The 17,203-nt window shown below is 36.0% G+C and carries 16 protein-coding genes; 6 read left to right on the top strand and 10 right to left on the bottom strand.

Annotated features, from left to right (window positions below):
- The 5 genes from ABIZ51_04140 to ABIZ51_04120 form a co-directional block, all read right to left on the bottom strand.
- The coding region (locus ABIZ51_04140) for a tetratricopeptide repeat protein (protein MEO7087964.1) at positions 1-754 on the bottom strand (754 nt) is incomplete at its 3' end.
- A gap of 1 nt (position 755) precedes the next feature.
- Positions 756-2,735 carry a tetratricopeptide repeat protein gene (locus tag ABIZ51_04135; GenBank protein ID MEO7087963.1) on the bottom strand — a complete coding sequence of 660 codons (1,980 nt, stop codon included), beginning with the start codon at positions 2,733-2,735 and terminating at the stop codon, positions 756-758.
- 109 nt (positions 2,736-2,844) lie between these two features.
- Positions 2,845-3,267: a hypothetical protein gene (locus ABIZ51_04130; GenBank protein ID MEO7087962.1), complete on the bottom strand. Its 423-nt coding sequence runs from the start codon at positions 3,265-3,267 to the stop codon at positions 2,845-2,847.
- A 49-nt stretch (positions 3,268-3,316) separates the two neighbouring features.
- A complete protein-coding gene (locus ABIZ51_04125; protein MEO7087961.1) occupies positions 3,317-4,267 on the bottom strand; it encodes a phosphoribosylaminoimidazolesuccinocarboxamide synthase in 951 nt (316 codons plus the stop codon).
- Between the two features lie 193 nt (positions 4,268-4,460).
- Complete coding sequence (locus ABIZ51_04120) at positions 4,461-5,435, bottom strand: DUF6427 family protein (GenBank protein MEO7087960.1); 975 nt, start codon at positions 5,433-5,435, stop codon at positions 4,461-4,463.
- Between the two features lie 95 nt (positions 5,436-5,530).
- On the opposite strand from ABIZ51_04120, the gene ABIZ51_04115 reads away from it, so the two are divergent.
- Positions 5,531-5,716 carry a uracil phosphoribosyltransferase gene (locus ABIZ51_04115; protein ID MEO7087959.1) on the top strand — a complete coding sequence of 62 codons (186 nt, stop codon included), beginning with the start codon at positions 5,531-5,533 and terminating at the stop codon, positions 5,714-5,716.
- A gap of 60 nt (positions 5,717-5,776) precedes the next feature.
- Here ABIZ51_04115 and purD read toward each other — a convergent pair whose 3' ends face one another.
- Positions 5,777-7,051, bottom strand: a complete 1,275-nt coding sequence (gene purD, locus ABIZ51_04110) for a phosphoribosylamine--glycine ligase (protein ID MEO7087958.1) — start codon at positions 7,049-7,051, stop codon at positions 5,777-5,779.
- A gap of 204 nt (positions 7,052-7,255) precedes the next feature.
- On the opposite strand from purD, the gene mscL reads away from it, so the two are divergent.
- From mscL to metK, 5 genes are all read left to right on the top strand, one after another.
- The gene (gene mscL / locus ABIZ51_04105; protein ID MEO7087957.1) at positions 7,256-7,672 is read left to right on the top strand and encodes a large-conductance mechanosensitive channel protein MscL; all 417 of its coding nucleotides are present in this window, start codon (positions 7,256-7,258) and stop codon (positions 7,670-7,672) included.
- A gap of 10 nt (positions 7,673-7,682) precedes the next feature.
- Positions 7,683-8,624 (top strand): DUF3078 domain-containing protein, encoded by a 942-nt coding sequence (locus ABIZ51_04100; GenBank protein MEO7087956.1) that lies wholly within the window; start codon positions 7,683-7,685, stop codon positions 8,622-8,624.
- Between the two features lie 131 nt (positions 8,625-8,755).
- Positions 8,756-10,075 (top strand): adenosylhomocysteinase, encoded by a 1,320-nt coding sequence (gene ahcY, locus ABIZ51_04095; protein MEO7087955.1) that lies wholly within the window; start codon positions 8,756-8,758, stop codon positions 10,073-10,075.
- A gap of 200 nt (positions 10,076-10,275) precedes the next feature.
- Positions 10,276-11,661 carry an MBL fold metallo-hydrolase gene (locus tag ABIZ51_04090; GenBank protein ID MEO7087954.1) on the top strand — a complete coding sequence of 462 codons (1,386 nt, stop codon included), beginning with the start codon at positions 10,276-10,278 and terminating at the stop codon, positions 11,659-11,661.
- A 137-nt stretch (positions 11,662-11,798) separates the two neighbouring features.
- Positions 11,799-13,079, top strand: coding sequence for a methionine adenosyltransferase (gene metK / locus ABIZ51_04085; GenBank protein ID MEO7087953.1), 1,281 nt, complete (start codon positions 11,799-11,801; stop codon positions 13,077-13,079).
- Between the two features lie 26 nt (positions 13,080-13,105).
- On the opposite strand, the gene ABIZ51_04080 is transcribed toward metK, so the two are convergent.
- From ABIZ51_04080 to ABIZ51_04065, 4 genes are all read right to left on the bottom strand, one after another.
- Positions 13,106-14,239 carry an MraY family glycosyltransferase gene (locus ABIZ51_04080; GenBank protein ID MEO7087952.1) on the bottom strand — a complete coding sequence of 378 codons (1,134 nt, stop codon included), beginning with the start codon at positions 14,237-14,239 and terminating at the stop codon, positions 13,106-13,108.
- A 105-nt stretch (positions 14,240-14,344) separates the two neighbouring features.
- Complete coding sequence (locus ABIZ51_04075) at positions 14,345-15,280, bottom strand: GDP-L-fucose synthase (protein ID MEO7087951.1); 936 nt, start codon at positions 15,278-15,280, stop codon at positions 14,345-14,347.
- Positions 15,281-15,552: 272 nt separating this feature from the next.
- On the bottom strand, positions 15,553-15,966 hold the full coding sequence (locus tag ABIZ51_04070) for a hypothetical protein (protein MEO7087950.1): 414 nt from the start codon (positions 15,964-15,966) through the stop codon (positions 15,553-15,555).
- 239 nt (positions 15,967-16,205) lie between these two features.
- Positions 16,206-17,054, bottom strand: a complete 849-nt coding sequence (locus ABIZ51_04065) for a DUF5677 domain-containing protein (GenBank protein ID MEO7087949.1) — start codon at positions 17,052-17,054, stop codon at positions 16,206-16,208.
- Between the last annotated feature and the right edge of the window lie 149 nt (positions 17,055-17,203).

Raw genomic sequence — 17,203 nt, 5'->3', positions numbered from 1 at the left:
CTTCTTTGTCATCCACTTGCTTATAGAAACCTAAAGCCAATTGATACTCTTTAAATGCTTCAGGATAATTTCCTTGATCTTTGTAGCAACTCCCAATATTTTCGTAGGTAATCGCAATGTCATCTTTATTGTTTAATTCCTGATTAATTTCGAGCGATTTGAATTCATTTTTAAATGCTTCGGGATAATTTCCTTGCTCTTTATATACAATTCCAATACTTCCCAAAATGATTGCCATTTCATGTTTGTCGGATTTCTGTTTTACTAATTTTAATGCTTCTAAGTAGTTTTCCAATGCTTCCGAATAATCGCCTTGCTCATCGTAAGTAATTCCCATATTAATGTAAGAATTTGGATAATTTCCGATATCGTTAATTTCTTTTCGAATATTTAATGCAGCAATTTCATTTTTTAATGCTTCTGCATAATTACCCTGAATGTCGTAAATAGTACCAATATTGCTGTAAGCACTTGCGAGTTCGTGTTTTGCGAGACGTTGCTCTTTTTGTGTTGAAGAAGATATTAATTTTTCAGCGAGCGTTTTGGCTTGATTGGAAATATTCATCGCGGAAATATTGTCGCCTTTTCTCCAAAGACGTTCTCCAAGGTCATTTAAAGTTTTTAATTTATTCGTGTCTTCCGCAGTGGTTTTGAGTTTATTTTGGAGGGAGTCTATAGTTGATTGTTGCGCAAAAGCCGCGCAAATAAATGCAATAAAAATACTCGTCAAAAAAATATTTTTTCGAATCCTCATTTTAAACTTTTATTCCAATCAGTAAAATATCATCTACTTGTTCCAAATTTCCTTTCCAATTAGCGAGTGTTTCTGTAATTATTTTTTGTTGTTCACTCATCGGTTTTGAAAAGTTAGCAAGTACTAATTCTTTTAATTGTTTGTATTTGAATTTTTTACCTTTCGGCCCACCAAATTGATCGGCATAACCATCCGTAAAGGTATATACTACATCGCCTTTTTGAAGTGTTGTTTCGTATGCGGTAAAAGGGATTTTGTCTTGATCGTGTTTTCCCACAGGAAATTTATCCGGCTTTATTTCTTCCAAAAATGGGGAGCTATTTTCTACATTCCGAACAATCCAAACTGGATTATTGGAAGCTGCTAATTTTAAATTTTTATTCTTGAAATCGAATGCGCACAAAACCATGTCCATTCCGTCTTTCGATTCCTCTTGTGTATCTTCCGGATTAAGTGCATGAATAATATTCTGACGCAATTCGCCTATTATTTTATTCGGTTCAAGTATCTTTTTTTCAATCACAATTTCATTCAAAAAATTAATTCCGAGCATGCTCATAAATGCGCCAGGAACGCCATGACCTGTACAATCTGCGGTTGCTATAAAAAATTTATTTTCGGTATTTAATGCCCAATAAAAATCGCCACTTACAATGTCTTTCGGTTGGTATAAAATAAAATAATCTGGCAATTGTTTTTCCAAATACTTTTCGGAAGTAAGCAATGCACGTTGTATTCGCCGAGCGTAATAAATACTATCGGTAATATCTTTGTTTTTTTCTTCAACTATTTTATTTTTCGTATCAATTTCTCGATAAGCAATTTCGAGTTGCTCATTGGCTTTTTGTTTTAATCGGTAACGATTGTAAACAATGAAAATTAACAAAATCAGGAAGATGCAGCCGATAATAACAGCGCGGATAAAAAAACTTTTTTGTTTTAAATCTAAATCTTGTAATTTATTTTTTTGAAGTAAAAGTTGATTTTCTTTTTGTTTTTTATCGGTTTCGTATTTAGTTTGCATATCAGCTACACTTTTAGCATTCGAAAATTGAAAAACAGTGTCTTTGTAGTCCGCGTATTTTTTTAAATAATCGTATGATTTAGGCAAATCGCCGAATCCTTTATAAGCTTCTGAAGTATAGAATAAACTATTTAAAATGTCTTCGTGATTGTTAATATTTCTTGCCATCTTCAAACCTAAGGTGTCGTATAAAAGCGCCTGTTTATAATCTCCCTTCCCTTCATAAGTATTACCAATATTTATTGTGTTCACAATAATTCCATCAGAATTCGCTGCTTTCTTGTATATCGCTAAAGCATTTTGGTAATATCCCAATGCTTCATCGTACTTTTTCAAATCATTACATACCGAGCCTAAATTTCCAAATAGAATCGGTAGTGTATAATTGTTTTGGGTAATTTGAGATAAATGCAATGCGAGTGAAAAATAAGTATTGGCAGCGGTATCTTTGTTCTGCTCAAAATAAATGCTGCCGAGGCTGCTCAGCGCGCTTATAAGGCTAAACGTATCTTTTATTTGCGTAGCAATAGCAAGACTTTGTTTAAAATACGAACTGGATTTATCGAAATTTTGTTGGTCAAAATAAATATTTCCTATGCCAATAAGCGTGTTTGCTTCTTGTTTTTGAGAATGATTGTTTTCTTCTAATACCAAATTTTTCAGAAAGTAAAACATTGCCGAATCAGAGGAGTTCTGCTCGTAGTAAGTAGCTCCTATTTTAGCCAATAATTTTATTTGAACTTTTGTATTTTTAGTTTCTAAGGCAATGGCAAGTGCTCGTTTCCGGTATAATATAGAACTGTCTATATTTGTGGAATAAAAATAGGCTCCGATTTTATCCAAAATCTCCATTCGCTGATTGTCGGCTGAAGTAACAATCAGCTTTTTTTGCAGCGAATCAATTTTATATTGTTGTGCTTCAGATAAGCCACACCAAGCAATAAAGAAGCTAAACAAAAAATATTTTTTCCTACGATTAATAACTCGCATAAAAATCAATTATAAAAATAAGAAAAACCGATAAGTCACTAAAGACCTATGAAAATAGAGCGTAAAACGGTATTCTCTAATTTCTTACAAATACCAAAGAAACGGCTATTGTTTGTGCCGGAACACCACCGCCTGCAGGTATATCAACAGTTTCATATTTCACAATAGAACCTACGGAAATGCCCGATTCTTTCAAATAAGATTGATCAAATGGTATCTCATTTCCAGAAGCATTATCGGATAATGTTCCTGTTTGATTATCAGTATTAACTGTTAGTATCTTCCCTTTTTCAAGTGGCGTAAGTGAGTTTGCAAGTTTTCCAGTAGCAGGAGTTGTTATCGTTTCATAAGAAACTCTTGAGCCAACAGCAAGTCCTAAAGCTACTGCATAATCTTGTTGAAAAGGAACTACTGTGCCGCTTTCGTCTTGAATAGACCCTACACATGTTAGTTTACCACTGGGTTGTGGACCCATTTTCGTAATTGTCCCTTTTGCCATAATTTTTTATTTTTAATTGATTATTTGTCCAAATATAATTGTTTTTCGATTATACCGTTTTTTCTAAAAAAGAAATGATGTTTTTTTCTACGCGTTTTAGAACATCTGAAACATCAGAACGCACAAATTTTTCTCCAATAATTTTTTCGTATAATTCAATGTAGCGTTCGGAAATTGTGTTAATCCATTCGTCGCTCATGTGAGGAATCATCTGTCCTTCTTTTCCTTGAAATCCATTTTCGATTAACCATTGACGCACAAATTCTTTTGACAATTGTTTTTGTGCTTCGCCTTTTTGTTGACGGATTTCGTAGCCTTCTTTGTAAAAATAACGAGAAGAATCGGGCGTATGAATTTCATCAATTAAAAATATTTTTCCATCGGCTTTGCCAAATTCATATTTTGTATCCACTAAAATCAAGCCTTTGGCGGCTGCCATTTCTGTGCCACGTTGAAATAAAGCGCGCGTATATTTTTCCAATTGACTATAATCTGCTTCGGAAACAATATTATTTTTTAAAATATTTTCACGCGAAATATCTTCATCGTGTCCTACGTCTGCCTTAGTACTTGGCGTGATAATCGGTTCTGGAAACCGATCGTTTTCGCGCATTCCATCAGGCATTTCAACGCCACAAATAATACGTTCCCCAGATTTGTATTCGCGCCAAGCATGACCAGAAAGATAGCCGCGAATAACCATTTCTACTTTAAAAGGAGTACACAATTTACCAATGCTTACTACGGGATCGGGCATTCCCAGAATCCAGTTCGGAACAATATCAGTGGTTGCGTTTAAAAATTTTGCTGCAATTTGGTTGAGTACCTGGCCTTTGTAGGGAATGCCTTTTGGTAACACCACATCGAAGGCAGAAATTCGGTCGGATGCCACCATAACCAACAATTTATCCTTGATGGTATAAACATCGCGTACTTTGCCTTTGTAAAATTTTGTTTGTCCTTGAAACTGAAAAGAAGTTGCTGTAATAGTATTATCCATACTTGAAAAATTATTTTTTTAATGTGAGAAAAACCTATTTTGCAAAAGAACAAAAAAACGCGCAATTAATCGAATTGTGTTAATAAGAATGATATTGCGTTCTTTTCAAAAAAAAGAGGTTTGAAAAATTATTTTTTTGAATGTGTTTATTTCTGTTCAGAAAATTATTTTTTTGAAGCCCTTTTTTTCCGAATCAAAAATTAAAATTCAGCGCGACAGACGCTAAAATCAATAAAAAAAGAATTTCTGCCCAAGCTGTTTTTTTTAAGTTCAAAAAATAATTTCCCACAAAAACCGCTGCCGGAATACTCATAAAAGCAAAATAAACCGAAGAAACGGCGGGCGCAAAAAACAAAGTGAACAATCCGAAAACAACCACCCAAATTAAAAGCGTTTGTGCCTTTTTGGTTTTTAATTTATTCATGGAAATTGTGAAAGCCAATCTGGATAAGGAAAGGAAGCTGACAAACAAAAACATAAACGCCAATAAATAAAAATAAAAAGAAAGTTTTAAATCCGGTTTCCCAGAAGGAAAAGGGCGAAAAACAAATTCGGTGCGCATCACCGACAAATCGTTTTTCCAAAAATAAAAAAACGCTAAAAAAAGAAATGGCGTCAGCAATCCAAAAATAGAAATAACCCATTCGCGCCAAATAAATGGACGAAATATGATGAATGAAATCCACAGAATTGGAATAAAAACGAGTGTCGGTAAATAAAAAAAGGAAGCGACCGCCAATAAAAGAGACGCGTCAAAAACATCTGAAAACGCAGAATCTTTTCGGTACGAATTCATTAATTTATTTAGCATCAACAATATAAAAAGATGCGCAATTAAAATGGGATGCAAGCTTAACATCGGCTTGGAATTGCTCATGAAAAGAATATAAAACATGGCGGGCAATTGCGATTTTTTTTCCGCTATTTCATGTTTATTGACAATATAATTGAGTAAAAAAGCTTCTCCAATAACAAGTAAAAAAGCGATTAATACGGATAAAAAAGCACTATTTTGAAGTGCTTGCGCAAGCGCAGCATATAAAAAAACAGGTTGTAAAGCACTTGGCGGAAGCGGTTTTAAAAACGCCGGAACCCACAATAGCAAAGCCAATAAAGGCAAAAAAATAAACGAGGCTGGTTGCGATGATTTGAAAAAGCGAATGAACATAGCTGTTTTTTAACCTTCCAAAATTAATTTTTTTTACGTTCGATTTCCGGAATTATTTTTACATTTGCACTCATTAATCTTAAAAAGATATTCCTATGAATATGACAGATATTTTTAACGGACTTGGTAATTTATTCGAAGATTTATTCCGTTTGATGGAAAAATTGAGAGCTATTCCTGCAACTATTTTTATTGTAATGGGCTTTATTGCATTCGGTATTTGGTTTACTCAGATGAAGCGTTACGACAAAGAGTCCGAAGAAAACGGCACTTTGAAATAAGCGCTTTTCCCTTTCGAAAAATTAATTTTTTGAGCTATTGTTTTGCGACAATGGCTTTTTTTATGGAAGATCGGAACCAATATCTCTTCTGAAATATTTTTTTTCGTAACTGATTTTCTTCGCGTTCGCGAATGATTTTTGCAAGGCTTCGCGCATCGTTTCACCATACGAAGTAATAGTAATAACGCGTCCGCCGTTCGTTTTTACAATTCCATTTTCGCTTTTTGTTCCCGCATGAAAAGCAATACTGTCACTTACTTTTTCCAACCCGGAAATTATTTTTCCAGTTTCATATTCTTCCGGATAACCTCCAGAAACAAGCATTACAGTGGTTGCGTAACGCGAATCCGTTTCGAAATTTTTTTCTGAAAGCGTTGTATTAGCGACACCTTCCAACAAATCTAAAAAATCAGATTGAATGCGCGGAATCACTACTTCCGTTTCCGGATCGCCCATGCGCACGTTGTATTCAATCACAAAAGGATCTCCGTTCACATTCATTAATCCAATAAAAATAAATCCTTTGTATGGAATATTTTCTTTTTTTAATCCTTCAATTGTCGGAATAATAACGCGTTCTTCTACTTTTTTTAAGAAGGGTTCATCTGCAAAAGGAACCGGAGAAACAGCGCCCATCCCGCCTGTATTTAAGCCTGTATCGCCTTCGCCGATACGTTTATAATCTTTCGCGGAGGGCAAAATTTTATATGATTTTCCATCTGTTAACACAAACACGGAAAGTTCAATTCCTTTTAAAAATTCTTCAATTACCACTTTCGCGGAAGCCTCGCCAAACTTGGCATTCACAAGCATATCGGAAAATTCCTTTTTTGCTTCTTCCAATGTATTCGGGATCACAACGCCTTTGCCGCCTGCCAAACCATCGGCTTTTAATACGTAAGGAGCATTTAATGTTTCTAAAAAAAGTAAGCCATCATTGAGTGTTTCCTTTGTAAATGTTTGGTAGCGTGCCGTCGGAATTTGATGGCGAATCATAAACTGTTTGGAAAAATCTTTGCTGCCTTCCAATTGCGCACCTTCTTTTTGTGGACCAATTACCGGAATATTTTTCAATACATCATCTGCTAAAAAAAAATCGTGAATCCCTTTTACCAAAGGATCTTCCGGACCCACCAATACCATATTTATGTTGTGTTCCAACACGCATTTTTTTACCGCATTAAAATCGGTTGCTGAAATGGAAATATTGGTGCCAAAGGCTGCTGTTCCCGCATTTCCGGGCGCAATAAAAAGGGTTGCTTTTTTTTTGCTTTGCGCGATTTTCCATGCGAATGCGTGTTCCCGACCGCCCGAACCAAGAATGAGAATGTTCATTTTAATCTGTTTTTAAAGAAATGCGAAAATAATTAAATTAGGCTTTGAGTTCGTTTTATTATTTCGATTTGAAAAAATAATTTTTCAACGGCACTTTTTAAAACTTTGTCGAAATTAAATTTTTTGATTACAAAAAAAAATAATTTTTGCATCGCGAAAAAAAAATTATTTTCGCAGCAACAAATACTAACTAAAAAAAATCCTATGAGTATTGTACAAGAATTTAAAGATTTTGCGCTTAAAGGCAGTGCACTTGATTTAGCTGTCGGCGTTGTAATTGGAGCTGCATTCGGCAAAATTGTAACGTCCATCGTAAGCGATGTATTAATGCCTCCAATCGGTTTATTATTGGGCGGCGTAAATTTTACGGACATCAAATGGAAAATGAAAGATGCTGTTATAGATGCTACCGGGAAAATTTTGAAACCAGCAGTAACGATGAACTTGGGTAATTTTATACAAGCTATTATTGATTTTACCATCGTTGCATTTTGCGTTTTTATGCTGGTAAAAGCAATCAATAGTATGAGTAAAAAGAAAGACGAAGTTCCCGCTGCACCAGCACCACCGCCTGCACAAGAAGTTTTATTGACTGAAATAAGAGATTTATTAAAAAAATAAAAAACAGAAAATGGATATGAAAAAAATTATTTTATCGCTTGCGATAGCAATGTTTTATTGCGTAAGTGCAAATGCTCAAACGCCTGTAGATTCGACAAAAGCATGGCATACTGGTGGATTTATTTCGATTAATTTTTCACAAGTTTCCTTTACCAATTGGGCGGCTGGTGGTCAAAATTCTATCGCAGGAAGCGGAATAATAAGCCTTTTCGCACATTATAAAAAAGATAAAACCACTTGGGATAATTCCTTGGACGTGGCGTACGGAATGTTGCAACAAGGTACTGCGAAATTATTGAAAAGTGATGACCGTATCGAGTTAAACTCGAAATATGGTCATTATGCCTTTAAACATTGGTATTATTCGGCTTTGTTGAATTTTCAAACACAAATGGCTCCAGGATTTAATTATCCGAATGATTCCACCGTAATTTCTAAATTTTTAGCTCCGGCTTATTTGGTAGCTTCTCTTGGTATGGATTACAAACCGTGTGATTACTTCTCTTTATTTTTAGGTCCTTTAACAGGAAGAGTTGTTGTTGTAAACGATCAGACACTTGCCGATCAAGGTGCTTATGGTGTAGATAAAGCAATCTACAATACCACTACTGGTGCTTTAATTACGCATGGGAAACTAACGGAAGAGGAATTTGGAGGATATCTCAGAGCCGTTTTCAAAAAAGATATTTTCACGAATGTGAATTTGCAATCCAAATTGGAATTATTTAGTAATTACTTGAAAAACCCGCAAAATATCGTTGTAAACTGGGAAAATTTGTTGATGCTAAAAGTAAATAAATATATTGTTGCGAATGTTTCCACACAATTAATTTACGATGACAATATTAATATTCCACAATACAACAGCGCCGGTGTTGTAACAGGTTCCGGTCCGAGGGTGCAATTTAAAGAAGTGCTTGGCGTAGGGTTGTCCTACAAGTTCCAACATTAATTTTATTCATAAAGCATTCAATGGAAACAGGTAAGCACAAAACGCTTACCTGTTTTTTATTTATTTTTTTGTTCAATACAAATGAATGAATTAACTTTGTTCTCCTAAAAAATAAATCTAAAAAAATAAAAATGGCAAATACAGCAGTAGAAAAATACGTGAAATTTAAAGTAAAAGATCTTTCATTAGCCGAATGGGGCAGAAAAGAAATTCAATTGGCAGAAGCTGAGATGCCAGGTTTAATGGCACTTCGCGCAGAATACGGAAAACAAAAACCGTTGAAAGGTGCGTACATTGCAGGTTGTTTACACATGACAATTCAAACGGCAGTTTTGATTGAAACGTTAACAGCATTAGGCGCCGAAGTAACGTGGTCATCTTGCAATATTTTTTCTACACAAGATCATGCAGCCGCAGCAATAGCAGCAGCAGGAATTTCGGTATATGCATGGAAAGGAATGAACGCAGAGGAGTTTGATTGGTGCATCGAACAAACGTTATTTTTCGGAGAAGAAAGAAAACCACTTAACATGATTTTGGACGATGGCGGAGATCTTACCAATATGGTTTTTGATAGATTTCCTGAATTGGTAAAAAACATCAAAGGATTGTCGGAAGAAACGACGACAGGCGTGCATCGTTTGTACGAGCGCATGAAAAACGGTACGTTACCGATTCCTGCCATCAATGTAAATGATTCAGTTACGAAATCTAAATTCGATAATAAATACGGATGTCGTGAATCTTTAGTAGATGCCATTCGCAGAGCGACAGATTTAATGCTTGCTGGAAAAGTGGCGGTGGTAGCAGGTTTCGGAGATGTTGGAAAAGGTTCAGCAGAATCTTTGAGCAGCTGTGGTGTACGCGTAATTGTTACGGAAATTGATCCGATTTGCGCATTACAAGCTGCTATGGAAGGTTACGAAGTGAAAAAAATGGACGATGCTGTGAAAGAAGCTGACATTATTGTTACTGCTACCGGAAATTGCAACATCATTGTAGATCGTCATTTCAAAAGTATGAAACACAACGCTGTGGTTTGTAACATCGGGCATTTCGACAATGAAATTGACATGGCTTGGTTAAACGGAAATCATGGAAAATCAAAAGTGGAAATTAAACCGCAAGTAGATAAATATACCGTAAACGGAAAAGATATTATTGTGTTGGCAGAAGGTCGTTTGGTAAATTTAGGTTGTGCTACGGGACATCCTTCTTTTGTGATGTCAAATTCTTTTACCAATCAAACATTGGCGCAATTGGAATTGTGGATGCACACCAAAAACTACGAAAACAAAGTATATACGCTTCCCAAAAAATTGGATGAAAAAGTAGCGAATTTACATTTGGCAAAAGTAGGTGCGGTGTTAGAAACACTCGACGCAGAACAAGCGAAATACATTGGTGTTTCAGTAGATGGTCCGTTTAAACCGGATTATTACAGATACTAACTAGAAGGTTTTAAATGAGGAATTAAAACGAGGTTCGAAAAATAATTTTTTGAACCTCGTTTTTTATAAGACCAATTCCAGAAAAGGACATCTAAAACATCTTTCCAAAACGCCTTCGAAAAAATATTTTTTCAACTGATTTTAACCGATTACAAATATTCTGTAAACATTCTCTATTTTTGCGATAAAAATAAATCAGTATGTACATCCAACAACTTTATACTGGCTGCCTTTCAGAAGCCGCTTATTATATCGAGTCAAACGGCGAAGCAGCCATTATTGATCCGCTTCGAGAGACTCAGCCTTATACGGAATTAGCCCATCAGCGCAACGCCAAAATAAAATATGTTTTTGAAACGCATTTTCATGCAGATTTTGTTTCGGGGCATATTGATTTAGCCGCAAAAACAGGCGCAAAAATAATTTTCGGTCCCGATGCTGAAACAGCCTATAAAGTAATTATAGCAAAGGATAACGAAGTTTTTACAATTGGAAAAATAAAAATAAAAGTGTTGCATACACCTGGTCATACTTTGGAATCTGCGTGTTATTTGTTATTGGACGAGAATGATAGACCACATGCCGTTTTTAGCGGAGATACATTGTTTGTGGGCGATGTAGGCCGTCCAGATTTGTCTCAGAAAAGTGAAATTACGCAAAGCGATTTAGCCGGAATGATGTACGAATCGCTCAAAAAATTAAAAAATTTACCAGACAACGTTATCTTATATCCAGCTCATGGCGCTGGTTCTGCTTGTGGAAAAAATATTGGCAAAGAAACTTTTTCAACTATCGGTACACAGAAAAAAGTAAATTATGCTTTGCAAGAAATGCCTAAAGAAGCCTTTATTAAAGCAATTACCGAAGGGCTTACGCCTCCTCCGAATTATTTTTTTATGGATGCGAAAATTAATATGAATGGATATGAAAATATTGATACAGTGCTGACTAAAAATACACAAGCACTTTCAGTTATTGAATTTGAAAATCACATTGCAAATGGCGCACAAATTTTAGATGTTCGAGCTGCTGATGTATTTGAAAGCGGATTTATTAAAAATGCCGTCAACATTGGCTTAAACGGACAGTATGCCCCTTGGGTAGGCGCCTTGATTGACCCAAATATCTCCATTGTTTTAGTGGCAGATGAAGGCAAGGAAAAAGAAGCTGTTTTGCGATTGGCGAGAGTGGGTTATGAAAATGTAAAGGGCTATTTAAACGGTGGAATCTTGGCTTGGGGAAAAGCAAAAAAGCCGCTCGAAAAAATTAATTCAGTGGATGCTGAAACGTTTGTAAAAACGCTTCAAGAAAAAAATAATTTTCAAATTATAGATGTGCGAAATGCCGGCGAATGTGAAACAGGAATTGTCGAAAATGCTATCACCATTCCGCTTGCAGAGCTTTCTCAAAAAATCCACACCTTAAAAAAGAAGCAAGCATATTGTATTTATTGCGCTGGAGGTTACCGTTCTATGATGGCAAGTTCCATACTTCAAAAAAGTGGGTTTGAAAATATCACGAATGTGCGTGGAGGAATGTCGAAAATAAAATTATCAGGGATTGCACTTGTACAGCCTGTTGTTTAAATTAGTAGTTTGAAAAATTATTTTTTGAAACACTTTTTATTCAAAAAATATTCAGAATAATCGTGAAATAATATTTTTCATTTTATGAATTAATTGTACTTTAGCAGACTCTAAACTCACACTAAAAATAGAAACGAATGTCTTATTTATTTACCTCAGAAAGCGTGTCGGAAGGACACCCAGATAAAGTAGCAGATCAAATTTCCGATGCAATTATTGATGCGTTTTTAACGTACGATAGCAATGCAAAAGTAGCTTGTGAAACCTTTGTTACCACAGGACTTGTAGTGATTGGCGGAGAAATAAAATGCAACGATACTGCGAAAGCAAAAGTGGATGTGCAGAAAATTACGCGCGAAGTAATTGCCCGCATTGGTTACACCAAATCAGAATATCAATTTGACTCTGTTTCCTGTGGAATTTTAAGTGCGTTACACGAGCAATCTTCAGATATCAATCAAGGTGTGGAGCGCAGTAAAGAAGAAGAACAAGGCGCTGGAGATCAAGGAATGATGTTTGGTTATGCATGCCGCGAAACAGATAATTACATGCCACTTCCGTTGGAGTTAGCGCATTTATTACTGAGAGAATTAGCGGTTATTCGCAGAGAAGGCAAGAAAATGAAATACTTGCGTCCGGATGCAAAATCACAAGTTACGGTTCAATACAGTGATAAAGGAAAGCCTGAAAAGATTGAAACCATCGTACTTTCTACACAACACGATGATTTTGATTCTGAAAAAAATATGCAGGATAAAATCAAACACGATGTGATTAATATTTTGATTCCGAGAGTTAAAAAATTAGTTCCTGCACGCGTTAAAAAATTATTCGGGAACGAAATTAAATTTCACGTAAATCCAACCGGAAAATTTGTAATTGGTGGACCACATGGAGATACAGGTTTGACAGGCAGAAAAATAATTGTGGATACTTACGGCGGTCGCGGAGCGCACGGTGGAGGTGCTTTTTCAGGAAAAGATTCCTCCAAAGTAGATCGTTCAGCAGCGTACGCTACACGCCACATTGCTAAAAATTTGGTGGCAGCAGGTGTTGCAGACGAAGTGTTGGTGCAAGTGGCGTATGCCATCGGAATTGCACAACCAGTAGGATTGTACGTGTACACTTACGGAACAGCAAAAGCACGAAATAAAGAAGGAAAAAAATTAAGCGATGGAGAAATTGCAGCACGCGTTGAGAAATTAATAGACATGCGTCCAAGCGCAATTGTAAAACGTTTTGGATTAAAAAATCCGATCTATAGCGAAACAGCTTCCTACGGACACATGGGACGTACACCGGGAATAAAAGAAGTGAACGGAAAAAAATACGAAACTTTTTCTTGGGAAAAATTAGATTTAGTGGACACATTTCGCAAAGAATTTGCTATCCAAAAAGAAGAAATAGAAGTCGTTTAAAAAAATAATTTTTCGAAAGCTTGTTTTTACTTTTGTGCGGCGCGCTCAATTTTTGTTTCTGCTACATCTTTTTCGTTGCGTAATTGTTGCTTTTTACGTTTCAAGAAAAAGGGAATTTGAGATGTAATTAAAGCACAGCCGCCAACTATCAGAAAGGAATAACTCGGGTCAAGTTTCAGTAAACAAACGCTTAATCCAATAATTAATGCATTGAAAAGATAAAGGGTGTAACAAATTTTTCGGTGATTTAAACCTAAATCTAACAAAGCATGATGTAGATGATTTCTATCGGCAGAAAATGGTGAAACTCCGCGTACAGCGCGATAAATAAAAATTCGCAACGTGTCTACAAGAGGATAAACCAATACCGACATCACAAAAACAGGTTTGGACAATTGTGCTAAAAATCCGCTTAGTTTTGTTTGATCAAATTCGATGAGATTAATTGCCAGTACGCAGATAATAAGTCCGATGGTAAGCGAGCCTGAATCGCCCATAAATAATTTGGCTGGCGAAAAATTAAAAATTAAAAATCCGATTAAAGATCCTGCTAAAGCAAAAGCCAAACACGCCATTACAAAATCTCCCGCAAAGGCAAACCACAAGCCGAATGCGATAGCGCAAATAGCACCGATTCCAGCAGCCAATCCGTCTACGCCATCAATTAAATTAAAGGCATTTACAACTACGATATACGTAAACATGGAAAGAAAAACGCTTGCCCAATAAGGCAATTCGTGTATTCCGAAAATGCCGTGTAATCCAGTAAGGCGAACGCCTGCCATCAATACTAAAATCATTCCAACAATAATGTGCGCTACTAATTTTTTAATGGGAGCAGTTCCGATAATATCGTCTTTTACGCCTACAAAAAATAAAATAAGCATGGTGGCGATGAGATATTTGAATTGCGTTATGGGAACGCGCATGGCTTCGTAAGTAGATAAATATTCGGAGGGAAACCAAAGTGAAAATGAAAATAAAGTGCCTGCAAAAAGAATGATTCCTCCGATGGTAGGAACCATGCGCTTGTGGAGTTTGCGCTCTTCTCCAGGTGCATCAAAAAGACGTTTTAAAATAGCTACTTTTATCAAAGAAGGAGTTGATAAAAGCACTACCAAAAATGAAGTAAAAAAAACGATGATGAGAAATCCCCACATAAATTACAGACTAATTTTAGAATGCAAATATAGTTCAAAAATGAGAATTTTAGTTCTGTCTTTCAGATTAAAGTGCTTTTGAAAAAATAATTTTTCGAAGATGAATTATTGAATCTTGAGTGATTTTTCCACTTCGGCATAAACGCTTTTAATACCTGCTTCTAACTTAATTTGATGTTTCCATCCAAGTGCGTGTAATTTTCCTACATCCATTAATTTTCGTGGTGTTCCGTCGGGTTTGGATGCATCCCATTTTAATTCGCCTTCGTAATTTGTAATTTTTTTAATCAATAAAGCGAGGTCTTTTATGCTGATGTCTTCACCCGTTCCGATGTTCACTAAACCGCTTTCGTTATACGTTTCCATCAAAAAGAAGCAAGCGTTTGCCAAATCATTTACGTGTAAAAACTCACGCATCGGTTTTCCGCTTCCCCAAATTTCAACGGACGTTTTGTGTTCTATTTTTGCCGTGTGAAATTTTCGTAAAAGTGCCGGCAATACGTGCGAATTATTCAAATCGTAATTGTCGTTGGGTCCGTATAAATTGGTTGGCATCACCGAAATAAAATTACAACCGTACTGACTTCTATACGCATCGCACATTTTGATGCCTGCAATTTTTGCGATGGCGTACGGCTCGTTTGTTTCCTCCAATAATCCAGTCAATAAATAGTCTTCTTTCAGTGGTTGTGGCGCCAGTTTCGGATAAATGCAAGAAGAACCCAAAAACAGTAGCTTTTGTACTTTGTGTTTGTACGCTTGATGAATCACGTTACTTTCAATCATCAAATTATCATATAAAAAATCGGCGCGATAGGTATTGTTGGCATGAATGCCGCCCACTTTCGCAGCTGCTAAAAAAACAAATTCAGGCTTTTCGGCAGAAAAAAAATGTTCAACAGTAAGCTGATTTTTCAAATCCAATTCCGCCGAAGTGCGTGTTACAATATTTTTAAAACCTTCGTGTTGCAGTTTTCGAACAATAGCAGAACCAACCATTCCACGATGCCCAGCAACATAAATCTTCGCGTCTTTATTCATAAATAAAATGTTGTTTAATAAAAACAAAGGTAAATAAAATAGCGTTTTTTGTTTGAAAAAAAATGACACTTTTTAGACGTTCGAAAAATTATTTTTTTAAATATCTATTCGCTTTGCGCGGATAATCAAAAAAGGCTTCGCTTTTGTATTGATATTGAGCTTACTGTGAGGCAAAGTGAGTTCATTGGAAGACATAGTAAGCTCACTGTATGACACGTTTAGCTTACTATCACGCATATTTCGCGACAGCTTAGCGCCTACGAGGATGCTTTTTATTCTTCCGTATCATTCTCGACACTTCCTCTTCTGTTTTTACCGTCAATATTTTCTTTCAATTTTCGATACATTTCTTTGTCGCCTTCATAGTCTGACGCTTCTTTGTCAAGAAGCTTTAAACCTAATTCATAATATGCTTTTGATTTACCAATTTGTCCGAGGTCGCAATGTAATTGAGAAAGAAAACCAATTAGATATTGAATTCCGTTTTTGTCATTGGAATAATTACTAAGCTCTAAAGCAAATTTACCATCTGCAATTGCACTGTGTAAATGCCCTTGTTTTGCTTGTTGCATCGACCTTTCAAAAAATATTGCAGCCTGTTTAAAATATTGTTTGCCAAATTTTTGAACTATTTGATTTTTGAAAGTGAGAAAGTCTGCGTTAATATTTATTTCTTCGTTTTGCATTAGTTAATTTATAGTTTGTTAAATTCTTCGATTGAAAGAATATTGCAGGCAAATAACACATAAAATTTGACCTTGCAATTTTTAATTCAGTATTTTTTAAATCGGTACATCTGCACATTTTCAAATTAACGGTTTGGCGCTTGGCGAAGGTGGCGATTTTTACCACAAATGTTGATGCGGAGAACCAATGTTTGATTAAGTCTGCGGAGCACTGAACCGCCACTTTTGCCAAACGTGTGTTAGGCAACGTTGTTAGCGTCCTCATCTGGGTTACCGGTCATTTTGTCCCCTACATTTTTCCATATCAGGAGTCGAACGTGTTCTGCGGAATTGAAGTCCACACTTTGTTTGAGCGCAGGCATTAAGTGAACATAGTCGTAAATGTATTTTGCGAGAACGATTTTAATTAAGCTCATTGTCGCTTGAATGACCTTTGTTTGGGTATCAATGTTTTTTGTCTGCTGAATCTGAATAATGCTAAGGCGACTTGAGTGGGCGTAAGCGCAAAGAAATTTATATTGTTGGTTAAAAAAAGTTTCTTTGAAGCCAGCGTCAACGGCAAGATCTGTCCACGAATTCCTTAATCTCCATTGTCCATCGATTGCGCTGCTTTTTATTTTATTGGACTTGCCCAAGAGATATGGATGCTTTTCAATCTCTTTTTTTAAATATTCTATTGCGACTTTTTCATCTTCTTGGATTTTAATGTGCTCAATTTGCTTGGCTGTAAAGTTTTCTCTTTCAAGATAGCCAGCTAAGTCCCAACATAAAAACCTAAAACTATATTCATCTTCGTTCTTTGGTGAAATGAAAACGTAATTAAATGCAAGATACGTTTCTAATGCAGCTCTCGCTAAAACATAAATTGAAGGAAAATCAATTTGAGGAGGAGAAGTTATCTTTCCGTCCGAATATTGGAATCCGTTAGACAAGGCCCGAACTGTAAGGCAATGCAAAATTATCTTTTGCGCAAAGCCCTCGGCATATTTGATATTAGGTTTGTGTTCGAGAATTGGAGTAATAGCAAGTCGATTGCCAATGTCGACAACTTTTGTTATGATATAGTCTAATTCAGCGTCTTGATACATACTTGTGTGTCTACAATGTTGCCTAACGGTTCGCGAGCTTTGCGAAGAGTCTTGCTTTTTGCAAAACTCGCAGATGTACGAAGTCCCGTAGGGCTTTGGACATTCGCAAAGCTCGCGAACCGATGTAACGAAAGCCCGCAGGGATTTCG

Source organism: Bacteroidia bacterium, from assembly GCA_039924845.1.
Lineage (GTDB): Bacteria > Bacteroidota > Bacteroidia > DATLTG01 > DATLTG01 > DATLTG01.
Note: the sequence above shows the minus strand (reverse complement) of the source record. Positions and strands in the feature narration are given on the sequence as shown.